This is a genomic window from Pseudostreptobacillus hongkongensis, assembly GCF_001559795.1.
Classification (GTDB): domain Bacteria; phylum Fusobacteriota; class Fusobacteriia; order Fusobacteriales; family Leptotrichiaceae; genus Pseudostreptobacillus; species Pseudostreptobacillus hongkongensis.
In genome coordinates, this window is sequence record NZ_LOHY01000088.1 from 127,130 (window position 1) to 140,030 (window position 12,901).

Annotated in this window: 12 protein-coding genes; 8 read left to right on the forward strand and 4 right to left on the reverse strand. The window is 25.1% G+C overall.

What is annotated here, in order from left to right; translation table 11 throughout:
• Positions 1-5: 5 nt before the first annotated feature.
• The 4 genes from rpe to dinB all read right to left on the reverse strand — a co-directional run bounded on the left by rpe (position 6) and on the right by dinB (position 3,662).
• A complete protein-coding gene (rpe, locus tag AYC59_RS04470; RefSeq protein WP_066895631.1) occupies positions 6-638 on the reverse strand; it encodes a ribulose-phosphate 3-epimerase in 633 nt (210 codons plus the stop codon).
• A 7-nt stretch (positions 639-645) separates the two neighbouring features.
• Complete coding sequence (gene rsgA, locus AYC59_RS04475; protein ID WP_066895633.1) at positions 646-1,518, reverse strand: ribosome small subunit-dependent GTPase A; 873 nt, start codon at positions 1,516-1,518, stop codon at positions 646-648.
• Positions 1,508-2,401, reverse strand: a complete 894-nt coding sequence (locus AYC59_RS04480) for a PASTA domain-containing protein (RefSeq protein WP_066895635.1) — start codon at positions 2,399-2,401, stop codon at positions 1,508-1,510. The genes rsgA and AYC59_RS04480 overlap by 11 nt, the downstream gene beginning before the upstream one ends.
• A 91-nt stretch (positions 2,402-2,492) precedes the next feature.
• Positions 2,493-3,662: a DNA polymerase IV gene (dinB, locus tag AYC59_RS04485; RefSeq protein ID WP_066895637.1), complete on the reverse strand. Its 1,170-nt coding sequence runs from the start codon at positions 3,660-3,662 to the stop codon at positions 2,493-2,495.
• A 100-nt stretch (positions 3,663-3,762) separates the two neighbouring features.
• On the opposite strand from dinB, the gene AYC59_RS04490 reads away from it, so the two are divergent.
• From AYC59_RS04490 to AYC59_RS04525, 8 genes are all read left to right on the forward strand, one after another.
• The gene (locus AYC59_RS04490; RefSeq protein WP_066895639.1) at positions 3,763-4,875 is read left to right on the forward strand and encodes a cysteine desulfurase family protein; all 1,113 of its coding nucleotides are present in this window, start codon (positions 3,763-3,765) and stop codon (positions 4,873-4,875) included.
• Between the two features lie 17 nt (positions 4,876-4,892).
• Positions 4,893-8,147 carry a DNA polymerase III subunit alpha gene (locus tag AYC59_RS04495; protein WP_066895641.1) on the forward strand — a complete coding sequence of 1,085 codons (3,255 nt, stop codon included), beginning with the start codon at positions 4,893-4,895 and terminating at the stop codon, positions 8,145-8,147.
• 60 nt (positions 8,148-8,207) lie between these two features.
• Complete coding sequence (locus AYC59_RS04500) at positions 8,208-8,591, forward strand: Asp23/Gls24 family envelope stress response protein (RefSeq protein ID WP_066895643.1); 384 nt, start codon at positions 8,208-8,210, stop codon at positions 8,589-8,591.
• Positions 8,584-9,186, forward strand: a complete 603-nt coding sequence (gene amaP / locus AYC59_RS04505; RefSeq protein WP_066895645.1) for an alkaline shock response membrane anchor protein AmaP — start codon at positions 8,584-8,586, stop codon at positions 9,184-9,186. Before AYC59_RS04500 ends, amaP begins: the two co-directional genes overlap by 8 nt.
• A gap of 12 nt (positions 9,187-9,198) precedes the next feature.
• On the forward strand, positions 9,199-9,591 hold the full coding sequence (nusB, locus tag AYC59_RS04510) for a transcription antitermination factor NusB (RefSeq protein WP_066895647.1): 393 nt from the start codon (positions 9,199-9,201) through the stop codon (positions 9,589-9,591).
• 48 nt (positions 9,592-9,639) lie between these two features.
• Positions 9,640-10,983 carry a Trk system potassium transporter TrkA gene (gene trkA / locus AYC59_RS04515; protein WP_066895649.1) on the forward strand — a complete coding sequence of 448 codons (1,344 nt, stop codon included), beginning with the start codon at positions 9,640-9,642 and terminating at the stop codon, positions 10,981-10,983.
• Positions 10,984-10,989: 6 nt separating this feature from the next.
• Positions 10,990-12,459: a TrkH family potassium uptake protein gene (locus AYC59_RS04520; protein WP_066895651.1), complete on the forward strand. Its 1,470-nt coding sequence runs from the start codon at positions 10,990-10,992 to the stop codon at positions 12,457-12,459.
• 221 nt (positions 12,460-12,680) lie between these two features.
• The coding region (locus AYC59_RS04525; RefSeq protein WP_211260007.1) for a type I restriction-modification system subunit M N-terminal domain-containing protein at positions 12,681-12,901 on the forward strand (221 nt) is incomplete at its 3' end.

The window sequence follows — 12,901 nt, forward strand, 5'->3', positions numbered from 1 at the left end:
TACTCCTATAATAGTGAATTAACCTTTTCGTTATAGTTTCCTTTAAATACATAAGAACCTGCAACAAGTATATTTGCACCAGCTTCTTTAACAAGTTTAGCAGTTTCATTATTTATTCCACCATCAACTTGTATATCTATGTGGGGATATTTTTCACGAATTCTTTTTATTTTTTGTAAAGTATTATCTATAAATTTTTGACCTCCAAATCCAGGATTAACAGTCATAACAAGAACTAAGTCTATAAGGTCAATAACATTATCTAATACTTCAATATCAGTTGCTGGATTTAATGCAACACCAGCCTTAATTCCAACTGATTTTATCATTTGAAGAGCTCTATGTAAATGATTAGTAGCTTCAACATGTATAGTAATACTATCTACACCAGCTTTAGCTACAGTTTCAATATACCATTCTGGTTTTTCAACCATTAAATGTGCATCAAAGTATAAATCTGTATATGGTTTTATTGATTTAATAATATCTGCTCCAAAACTAATATTAGGTACAAAATTACCATCCATTACATCTAAATGTAACCATTTTGCTTCTGTTTTATTAATAGCTTCAACTTCTTCTCTTAATTTAGAAAAATCAGCAGCAAGTAAAGAAGGTGCTATAGTTATTTCTTTCATATTTACCTCATTTCTTTATATTTTCTATAAATTTTTTGTAAAAATCATATCTTAAGTTATTTAGTTTTACTTTTACATTACAATCAGGTTCTGATATATGATTGCAATTTTTAAATTTACATTCCATAGATAGTTCTTGTATTTCAGGGAAATATTCCCTTATTTCTAATGCATTATCAATTTTAGGAAATTCTAAACTAGAAAATCCAGGTGTATCTATTATATATCCATCTAAATAGGGGAATACTCTAGTATCTACAGTAGTATTTCTACCTCTTTTAGATTTAGAACTCACTGAATTTGTTCTTAATATTTCTTTTTTAACTATGTTATTAATTAAAGTCGATTTACCAACTCCACTAGGTCCAGATATTATTACATCTTTTCCTTTTATATATTCTTTAAAATCTTTAATATCATTTTTTGATATAAAGAAGGTTTTCATATATGGAAAATTTTCTTTAAATAATAATTCTAGAGATTTTCTTTCATCTTTAGTTAATAAATCTGATTTAGTTATGGTTAATATAGGTTCTATATTATTTTTATGTATCATTAGTAAGTTTTTTTGAAATTGTATTATATCAAAATCAGGCTCATGTGCTGAAAAACACATAGAAATATAGTCAATATTTGATATAAGGGGGCGATTAATATAGTTTTTTCTTTCAAAAACTTCTTCTATAACATTTAATTCATCATCAATTAAAACTAAATCACCAACCATACAATTTTCTTTTTTATTTTTACTTTTTAAACTTCCTCTAAGTTTACATTGTATTAGATTATTTTCAAATTCTTCTATACTGCTATATTCGTTATATACATAGACAAAGAAAAAACCTTGTATTTTTCTTACAACTTTACCTTTAATTAGCATTTTTTTCCTCTTTTGGAGCATTTTTATTTTCTTTTTTTTCTAATTCTTTTAAAGTATTGTCTAATATAGATTCTATATCTTCTTTTTTATCAACCTTTTTATTATTTTTATCATTGTTATTTGTTTTTTCTTCAATGATTACATCAGTTATACTTTTATCAACTTCTATACCTGTATTTAAAACTATACTTATTTTAGTATTTTTATTTACTTCTTCACCAGGTTGTGGATTAGTTGCAACTATTACATTTTGTGCAAAAGAAGGATCTTTAGCATCACTAATTAATGATATACTTAATCCATTTTGTGAAAGTATCTTAATAGCTTCTTCTTTTTCAAGACCTATTAAATTTGGCATTATACTTGTTTTAGTAAGTGATTTTGAAGAAACAAGTAATGATATCTTTTGTCCCATTCCAATTTTTTGACCAGCTTTTGGATATATTGAAAGTATAGTGTCTTCTTGAATATTTTCTGTAGGCATATAGTCTATTCTTTCTATATTTATATCTAAATCTTCTAAAAATCTTCTACCTTCAATTAAACTTTTTCCTATAATATTAGGTATTTCTAAACTATCACTTTTATTTACCCATATTAATATTTCTCTGTTTACTTTAACTATTTGTCCTGCACGAGGATCTTGAAGAAAAGTATAATCTTCTTGTACATCTCCTGATTTAGAATAAATCACCTTATATTTTAATCCTAGTTTTTTAAGTTCACGGATAGCGTCATCTTCTTTCATCATTAATATATCAGGAACGCTAATTTCCTTTTTGTTATAGAAATGATAAACAAATGTGGATCTTCCTAATGTAAAGATTATAATTAAACATATTATATATACTGCTAACCTACCAAAACTTTTATTTCTTTTCATAGCATTACTCCTAACTTTTTTATATATGAATATTATACAAATATTTTTTAAAATAAACAAGAGAAAAAAGATAAATTTAAGATAGATGATACTATTTTTTAACCTTACCAAATGATATGAAATCATCACCAAATTTTTTTCTTATATCATAAATAGTTTTATCTATTTTTTTAATTTTTTCATATTCTTCTTTTTCTTCAAAAAGTGAAAGTTGATAACTATCCTCACTTACTAAGTTTTTAGTATTTATAGTTAAGGAACGTATAGGTTTATCCCACTTATATTTTTCAAGTAGTTTCATTGCAGTTTCTGTGATTATAAATTCACTAGAAGTTTGATCTATCTCACATTGATATTGTTTATCAACAAAATCAACATTTCTAACAGTTATTTGTAGTGTGGTTGTATGTAATTGATATTCTTTTAATTTATTTGATATTTCTATACTAAGATCAGAAAATAAGTCTCTTGCTTCATTTTTAGTGTATATATCCTTGCTTAAAGTTTTTCCATTACTTATACTTTTAGGTGTTTTTTTAAAATTCATATCTGTAACAGGACTATCATCTATACCATTTGCTCTATCATGTAGTATAGATCCATGTTTTCCAAGAACTTTTGATAATTTAATTTTATCAAAATTTGCAAGTTCACCTAAGGTATTTATACCGAGCTCTCTTAATCTATTTTGAGTATTTTTACCTATACCTATCATTTCAGATATATCTAAATTCCATACCTTATCTTTAAAATTTTCTTTTGAAATTATAGTTATAGCATCAGGTTTTTTAAGATCACTTCCAAGTTTTGCAAAAGTTTTATTAAAACTTATACCTATACTTACAGTTATACCCAGTTCATTTTTTATTCTACTTCTTATACTTTCAGCTATATTTTCTGCACTTCCAAATAATTTTATACTTCCTGTTATATCACACCAACATTCATCTATACCAAATGGTTCTACTAAATCTGTATATTCATAATATATATTTCTAGCTAATTTTGAATGTTTTATATATTCATCATAATGTGGAGGGACTATAATTAAATTAGGGCATTTTTTTAACGCAGAATTAATAGTTTCAGCTGATTTAACTCCATATTTTTTAGCAAGTTCAGATTTTGCAAGAACTATACCATGTCTATCTAATTTGCTACCACAAACTGCAATAGCCTTATTTTTAAGTTTTGGGTTAAGTTTTGCTTCAATTGATGCATAACAGTTATTCATATCTATATGTAGTATAATCTTCTCCATTTTTCACCTCTGTTATAATTATACAACAACTTTTTTAATAAAACAATAAATTTTTGAAAAAAATACTAATTTAGAGTATAATATCAGTGAGGAGGAACTCATGAGAATTTACTTTGACAACGCAGCAAGTACAAAAATTTTAAATAGATTTAGAGAAGATATTTTAAAAGTATTTGATTTTTATGCAAACCCTTCATCAGTACATGCTGAAGGTAAAAAAGCAAGATATGAAATAGAAAAAGTTAGAGAATATATATCAAGTAGTTTAAACATATCAAATAGTAAAGACTTAATATTTACATCAGGAGCTACAGAATCAAATAATATGATAATAAAGGGAGTAGCTAATTTTTATGGTAAAGGTCATATAATTACCACAGGTATTGAGCATCCGAGTGTTTTAAATGTATGTAGATACTTAGAGACTAAAGGATTTGAACTTACATATTTAAAACCTAATGAAGATGGTATTGTTACATCAGATAAGGTATTAAATGCTATAAAAGATAATACTATATTAGTTTGTGTTATGGCTGTTAATAATGAAACAGGAGTTAAACAACCAATAGAAGAAATAGGTAATATATTAAAGAGTAAAAATATACATTTCCATAGTGATATGGTTCAGTATCTTTTAAAGGAAAAAATAGATGTTGAAAAACTTAATTTATCATCATTTTCAGCTTCTTTCCATAAATTTCATGGACCTAAGGGATTAGGACTTGCATATGTTAAAAATACATCGAAAATTGAAAAATTTATGCATGGTGGAAGTCATGAAAAAAATAAAAGGGCAGGTACTGAAAATTTACAATCTATAATTTTAGGTGGTATAGTGTATAGATATATGAATGAAAATTTGAGTGAAAATATTAAATACATGAGTAAAATTAGCGATAAATTTTTAAGAGGTTTAAAAGAATTTGAAGGTAAAATTAGACTTAATAATAAAGAAAATAGGGTTTTAAATATATTTAATATAGAATTAATAGATAAAGATATACAATATATTTTACCTATATTAGATATGAATGGAGTAAGTATATCAGGAGGCTCTGCATGTCAGAGTGGATCACTTAGTCCATCTTATGTACTTTTAGAACAAGGTTTAAGTGAAAATCAGGCAAAAGGTTCGATAAGAATAAGTTTATCTATAGAAAATACTGAAGAAGAAATAGATAGATTTTTTGAAATTTTAAGAAAAATTATTTAGAAGGGAGAGTAGGTTTTATGTCTTTTGTAAATATTAAATTACATACTGAATATTCCTTACTTGAAGGAGTAGGAAGTATTGAAGAATATATAAATAAAGCAAAAAAATATAACCAAAATATTTTAGGAATAACTGATACAAATATGTTTGCATCAATGTATTTCTATAACGAGTGCATTGCAAATGATATAAAGCCTATAATAGGGTTTGAGGTATATATACCAGGAGTTAATGCAGATGGTTTTCATGCTCTTACAGTGTATGCTAGAAATTTAGAAGGATTAAAAGAAATTTCTAAACTATCAACAATAAGTTATGAAAAAAGAAAATTAAATTTTCTAAATGTAGATATAGAGGATATAAAAAGTTGTAAGAATATTTATGTGTTAAGTGGAGGTGTTAAAGGTGAGGTTATTCAATATATACTTAATAACGATTATTACAATGCTAAAAAAACTTTAGAGTTTTTAAAAGAAACGTTTGAAAATTTCTTTTTTGAAGTTCCACTGTTTGATATAACAAAAGAACAAAGAGAGTATATATATACATTGTATAGGGAATCTGGAGTAAGTCCTATATATACAAATGACGTATATTATGTTGATCCTGATGATAAAATATTACAGAAAGTATTTTCAGCTATAAAGGAAAATAGAAGTATAAATTCTGTAAATAATGATATTAAATTAAATGGACTTTATTTTAAGTCTGAAAATGAAATATTAAATCTTTATCCTAAAGATTTAGAAGAAAAAGGGATTAATAATTTAAAAACATTGTGTGAAGATATAGATGTATTATTAGGGGAAGATAAAGTTGAATTTCCAAGAGTTGATATACCTAATAATATGAGTGATAGAGAGTATATAGAATACTTAATTAATAATAAAATAAATGAAAAATATGAAAAAAATATTGAAAAGGCAAAAGAAAGAGTTAAGTATGAATTAGATATTATAGATGAAATGGGATATATAAAATATTTTTTAATAGTTCATGATTTTATAAACTATGCTAAGAAAAATGATATATATGTTGGACCAGGAAGAGGTTCAGCAGCAGGGTCTATAATTTCATATCTTCTTGATATAACAGAGGTAGATCCACTTAAATATGACTTGATTTTTGAAAGATTTTTAAATCCACAAAGAATATCTATGCCTGATATAGATGTAGATATAGAACAAGAAAGAAGAATGGATCTAATAGAATATATTAAACATAAATATAGCCCTAGAAATGTAAGTCAAATAATTACTTTTTCAACATTTAAACCAGCACTTGCTATTAAAGATGTAGCAAGAGTATTAGAAATACCTGAAAAAAATATTAGAGGATTAATTAATAAATCATCAAAACTTGGTTTTGATAATTTGGGTGAATTTCAAGAAAAATATTCATATTTAATAAATATAGCAAAAAGAATAGAAAATAAGGTAAAAAATATGTCCACTCATGCAGCTGGAGTTATAATAACTAAAAAAGATATGAGGGAAAATTTACCTTTAGTTTATGATGATTATACTAAAGATTATCAAATACAATATGAGGCAAATATACTTGAAAAATTAGGGTATTTAAAAATGGATATTTTAGGACTTAAGAATTTAAATATAGTTAAGTCTACAGTGAAAAAACTTGGACTTGATATAGATGTGTATAACTTGCCTTATGAAAAAGAAGCTTTTGATTTGATGAATAAAGGGAATGTTTTAGGTATATTTCAAAGTGAATCAACTGGTATGAGATCACTTGCAATGCAACTTAAAGTTAATAGTATAGATGATATTGCACTACTTTTAGCACTTTATAGACCAGGACCTCTTGAAAGTGGATATATTCCTAATCTTATTGAAGTTAAAAATAAAGTAAAGAAAATAGAATATTTACACCCGATACTTGAGAAAGTTCTTTCACCAACTTATGGAATGCTTGTTTATCAAGAACAAGTAATGCAACTAGCTCAAGATATTTCTAATTATTCACTTGCAGAAGCTGATGAATTAAGAAAAGCCATAGGTAAGAAAAATCCTGAAATTTTAAAAATTAATAGGGAGACTTTTATAAACCGTGCTATTATACCTAAAGATATAGCATCTAAAATATATGATCTTATAGAAAAATTTGGGAATTATGGATTTAATAAAGCTCATGCTATAAGTTATGCAATAATAACTTATCAAACTTTATACTTTAAAGCTAAGTATCCTAAAGAATTTTATAGTAGTGTATTAACAACTGAATTAAAAGTTGAAAAAAAATTGATAAATGCATTTTTAGAAATGCTTAAAAAGAAAATATATTTACTTGAACCGAGTGTAAGTAAATCAGGCTTTGAATATGAGGTTGAAGGAAATAATATACGTATGCCACTTAGTGCACTTAAAGAAATGTCGGAAAAAACAGCTAAAGATATATTAAATGAAAGAAATAAAAATGGAGAATTTAAAGATATATTTGACTTTGTTTTAAGATGTAAATTTTTAAATAAGAGTAACTTAGAAGGACTTATATATTCAGGAGCATTAGATGAATTTGGATATAATAGAAAAACTCTTATAAACAATTTAGGGGACTTATCTAAGTGGGTTGATAAAAAAATTAAAATGGAAAAGGATATACATTCAGTTCTATTTTTAAATAATGAAGTCAATGTCGAAGAATATAAGTTTAAAAAGTTTGATGAATATAGTTTTAAAGAGTTAGTGGACATAGAAAAAGAATATATGAAAATATCATTAAGAACACAAAAAATACTTAATGAAAATATATATTCTAGAATATTTAATAATGATGATAAAGTATTTGTAGGATATATAGAAAAAGTAACAAATAGAGTTACAAGAAATAATGATCTTATGGCAAATATAATAATTAATAATCATAATGGTAGTGAAGAGTATATGATATTTCCAAAAGATTATATTAAATATAGTAATATTATAAATGAAGGAAGTATACATATTTTTGTACTTGGAATACTAGATGATAATAAAAAGTTCATATCTCAAGTTCATGAAACTGATAATTTAAAAAACTTTATGCTTAGTTTGAAAATTGAAGATGAAAATTTTGATAAAAGAAACGAACTTATAGACATTATTAAGAAGAATAAAGGAAATAATAGTATAAAAATATATAAAAAAGTTGATGGTAAATACTTGGTTTCAAAAATGGAAAGTAAGTATAATATAGCTATTAATGATCAAGTTTTAAAAGAATTGATAGATCTTTTAGGAGAAGAGAATATAAGAATATCTTTGAATAAGTAATATTGCTATTTATTGTAAAATAGTGTAGAATATACTAAAGTAATTATAGGAGGAAAAGTTATGTCAAATATAGGAAAGATAGAATTAGCACCTAGTGTTATAGTAGATATTGTTTTAGAAAGTATTAATGAATTAAAAGGTGTAGCTTCAGTTGCAGAAAAAGCAAGTAAATCAGAACCTATTACTTTACTTAAAAATATTGTAAATGTTGGTCATAATAGATATATTGAAGTTGAGCTTGGAGAAACTGAATGTGTTATAGATTTAGGATTAAATGTTTATTATGGTGAAAATATAGTTGAAACAGTTAGAGAATTCCAAGAACTTGTTAAGGAAAATGTTGAAAAATTAACAGGAGTTAAAGTTAAGGAAATTAATGTAAAAGTATCAAATATAATAAAAAGAAATGAAGATAAGAATACCGAGGAGGTAGAAAATGTTTAAATTTCTTAATAATTTAATTAAATTCTTGATATTTGTATGTTTAGGAGGATTAGTATACATTACTTTTTCTGATTTTTTCCTTTATACAACATATTATCAAGATTTCTTACTTGAATTTCAAAATTACCAAGATTATTTAATATACATTGGGTTTATAGCACTTGCATATATGATAATAGTTGTGTTTTCTATGATAGAAAAATTATTCAAGAAGGATAAAGTTGTAAGAAGTAAAGGTTCTAATGGAGAAGTAGAAGTAAGTCTTGATACTATAAATGATATCTCTAGAAAATTTTTAGAATCTAAGGTAGTTGTAAAAAATGCTAAAGTTGAATCAGAATCAAGAGGATCTAAGGTTAATATATACGCTAATGTAGAAACTTTTAATACAGAAAATTTAAATGAAAAAATATCAGTATTACAAAATGAGTTAAGAGAGTACATAGCTCTAATGACAGGAGTTGTGGTTAAAAATGTTAATATTAAGATAGTTAAAATAAATTCTGAAACAATAATAGAAACATCAGAATTAGATGACACACCTTTAAATAGTGTTACTGATGAAGAAATAGAATTAGATTCAGAACAAATTTAAGAGGTGGGATATATGACACAAAGAGAAATAAGAAATGAAATATTTAAATTATTATTTGAACACGAACTTATGACTACAGATTTGTTAGAAAGACATAAAGAAGTTTTAGATGGTTTAGATATTAGTAAATCAAAAAAAGAATTTTTTAATAATTATATATTAAAATTAAATGAACATAAAAAAGAAATACTTGATGAAATAAATAAAAATGTAAAAGGATGGAGTTATTCAAGCCTTGGAAATATAGAAAAAGTTATACTTCAAATGTCTTTTTATGAAATTTTAATTGAAAAAATAGGTGAAGAAATTGCTATAAATGAAGCTGTAGAACTTGCTAAAACTTATGGTGATGAAAATACAAAAGGATTCATAAATGGAATACTTGCAAATTTAATAAAAAAATAAAATTAAAATGCACCTACGGGTGCGTTTTGCTTAATTGAAAGGATATGAATGAAAGTTATTGTTGTTGGAAATGGTAAAGTTGGAAAATCTGTTATAGAACAGCTTTATACAGAAGGACATGATATTACTGTTATAGATAAAAAAATGCAAAGATTAGAAGAAATAAATAATAGTCTAGATGTTTTATGTATAAATGGTGATGGAATAGATAATGAGGTGTTAATAGAAGCTGGCGTACCAAATGCAGATCTTGTAATTGCTGTTACTTCAAGTGATGAATTAAATATAGTTTGTTCGATGATGTCTAAAAATTTAGGAGCTAAAAATGTAGTTACAAGAATTAGATCTAAGGAATATGCAAAACAAGGTCAATTTATTAAAAAGAATCTTAATATAGATTTGCCGATTAATCCAGAATTTAGAACAGCAAGAGAAATTGCAAATCAATTTAAGTTTGTAGGTGATTTTAAAACAGAATCATTATCTAAAGGACTTGTAGAAATAGTTTCATTTAGACTTAATGAAAATAATAAGCTTGTAGGGCTTAAATTAAATGAAATAAGTAAAAATATATTAGTTTGTGCTGTAGAAAGACAAGATGATGTATTTATACCAAGTGGTGATTTTAAACTTGAAAAAGGTGATAGAATACATATAGTATTTTCAGGTAAAAATTTAAATGATATATATAGTATATTAGGTGGAAATGAAAAAAGAGCTAAAAGTGCGTTTATAGTAGGAGCTGGTAAGATAACATATTATCTTTCAAAAGAATTATTAAAACTTGGTATGGAAATTAAGATAATTGATAGTGACCTATGTGTTTGTGAAAATATGGCAGAATTATTACCAGAAGCTACTATTATACACGGTGATGCTACTAATCAAGTTGTTCTTGAAGAAGAAGGAGTCTTTGATTCAGACTCATTTGTAGCCCTTACAGGTAATGATGAAATAAATATACTATTATCACTTTATGCAAAGAATAAGAATGTAAATAAAGTAATAGCTAAAATAAATAACACAAGTTATGGAAATTTAGTTAAAGATTTTGGATTAACTAATGTACTTACACCTAAAGATGTTATAATTGATATAATACTTACTTATGTAAGAGCTATAGAAAATAGTGAAGAAATAGCTGCAGATACTGTATATAGATTAGTTTATAATAAAGTAGAAGCATTAGAATTTAGAGTTTTAGATAATTTTAAAGGAATAGGTATACCTTTAAAAGAATTAAAATTATTAAAAGATATTATAGTTGCTGGTGTTGTTAGAAAAGGTGACTTTATAGTTGCTGATGGTAATTTATCAATAGAACTTAATGACAGAGTTATAATAATTTCATTTAATAAAAGATTACATAACTTGAATGATATAATTAGGTAAGTGGCTATGAATAAGAAATTTATGTTAAAAATTATATCAAAAATAGTTATGATAGAAGGATTTTTAATGCTTTTACCAGCCTTGGTTGGTTTTTACTATAATGAAAGTGATGCATATACTTTTTTAGGTATTTCATTTACTGTTATAGCAATAACTTTTTTGATTTCAAAAATTAAATTAAATGATTTGAAATTTTATACTAAAGAAAGTCTGATTATCATATCTGTTATATGGATAATATGGTCATTAATTGGAGCACTACCTTTTACACTTAAAGGATATATTCCCAATTATGTAGATGCTATATTTGAAACAGTTTCAGGATTTACTACTACAGGTTCTACTATACTTACGAATATAGAAGGATTATCAAAATCTATGGCGTTTTGGAGAATATTTACACATTGGATAGGTGGAATGGGAGTTTTAGTATTTGTATTAGCAGTTATACCATTAACAGATGGTGGAAGTATCTATCTTTTACGTGCTGAAGTACCAGGGCCTAGTGTTGGTAAACTTGTTCCAAAAGCTAAAAAAACAGCTATGATACTTTATGGAATGTATCTAGCATTAACTTTAATAGAAGTAGTATTTTTAATGTTTGGTAAAATGAATTTTTATGAAGCATTATTACATTCATTTTCAACAGCAGGAACAGGTGGATTTTCAACTAGAAATGCATCTATTGCAGCATTCAATAGTCCATATATAGAATACGTAATATCTATATTTATGTTCTTATTTGGAATTAATTTTAATCTTTATTTCTATTTATTATTATTTAATTTTAAAGCTATATTTAAAAATGAAGAATTAAGATACTATTTTTGGGCTGTAGTTTTTGCTGTAGTAACTATAACAATAAATGTAAAAGATAGTTTCTCAACTTTAGAAGAAGCCTTTCGTGCTGCTCTTTTCCAAGTTACATCAGTTGTAACTACTACAGGATTTATTACTGTAGACTATAACTCATGGCCTACATATAGTAAGATAATAATTATACTTTTAATAATTATGGGAGCTTGTGCAGGATCTACAGGTGGAGGACTAAAAGTATCAAGAATATTAATTCTGTTTAAAGAAATAAAACTTAAAATAAGACAATTAATACATCCAAGAGCAGTAAATATAGTTAATGCTGAAGGGCAAAAACTTAATATGGATGTTCGTAGTGGAACAATGATATATATAATACTATATTGTTTAATTTGTGTAATATCTATAGTTCTAGTATCATTTGATAATTTTGATTTTGAGACTACTGTTACTGCAGTTCTTACAACTCTAGGTAATGTTGGACCAGGGTTAGGGCAATTTGTAGGACCTGTTGGGAATTTCTCAGAATTTTCAAATTTTGTAAAAATAGTTTTAAGTTTTGATATGTTAATAGGTAGACTTGAAATATTACCAGTAATATTTCTGTTTTCTCCATCTATATGGAAGAATATGAGTAAAGTAAAAAATAATAAGAAATAACAAAATAATACCACTAATTAATATATAGAAATTTTAGTGGTATTTTTTGGTCCTTCACAAATATTTAAGGTATAATGTTAATATTAAATGTATTATTTAAAAGTAGATATAAACAAATATATAAAAATAATATATTGAATTTCTTAGATTATTTTAGGTTTTTAAAAGATATTAAATAATAATATAATAAAAAATAACAAAAAAGTAAAGGGAGATAATTAATGGCAGAAAATGAAGTAATACAAAGAGCAGAATTGCAAAGAAAAATATGGAATATAGCTGATGCTTTAAGGGGTTCAGTAGATGGTTGGGATTTTAAACAATATGTATTAGGAACATTGTTTTATAGATTTATTTCAGAAAATATAGTAGAGTTTTTTAATTCAGCAGAACATGAATCAGGAGATTTAGAATTTGATTATGTAAATTTATCTGATGAAGA

What these genes read in the sequence shown, in the direction of transcription:
- amaP (WP_066895645.1), top strand. Translation starts at nt 8,584, where the DNA reads ATGTTTAAATTTCTTAATAATTTAATTAAATTCTTGATATTTGTATGT.
- AYC59_RS04500 (WP_066895643.1), top strand. Translation starts at nt 8,208, where the DNA reads ATGTCAAATATAGGAAAGATAGAATTAGCACCTAGTGTTATAGTAGAT.
- AYC59_RS04495 (WP_066895641.1), top strand. Translation starts at nt 4,893, where the DNA reads ATGTCTTTTGTAAATATTAAATTACATACTGAATATTCCTTACTTGAA.
- trkA (WP_066895649.1), top strand. Translation starts at nt 9,640, where the DNA reads ATGAAAGTTATTGTTGTTGGAAATGGTAAAGTTGGAAAATCTGTTATA.
- AYC59_RS04520 (WP_066895651.1), top strand. Translation starts at nt 10,990, where the DNA reads ATGAATAAGAAATTTATGTTAAAAATTATATCAAAAATAGTTATGATA.
- rsgA (WP_066895633.1), bottom strand. Translation starts at nt 1,518, where the DNA reads ATGCTAATTAAAGGTAAAGTTGTAAGAAAAATACAAGGTTTTTTCTTT.
- nusB (WP_066895647.1), top strand. Translation starts at nt 9,199, where the DNA reads ATGACACAAAGAGAAATAAGAAATGAAATATTTAAATTATTATTTGAA.
- dinB (WP_066895637.1), bottom strand. Translation starts at nt 3,662, where the DNA reads ATGGAGAAGATTATACTACATATAGATATGAATAACTGTTATGCATCA.
- AYC59_RS04490 (WP_066895639.1), top strand. Translation starts at nt 3,763, where the DNA reads ATGAGAATTTACTTTGACAACGCAGCAAGTACAAAAATTTTAAATAGA.
- rpe (WP_066895631.1), bottom strand. Translation starts at nt 638, where the DNA reads ATGAAAGAAATAACTATAGCACCTTCTTTACTTGCTGCTGATTTTTCT.
- AYC59_RS04480 (WP_066895635.1), bottom strand. Translation starts at nt 2,401, where the DNA reads ATGAAAAGAAATAAAAGTTTTGGTAGGTTAGCAGTATATATAATATGT.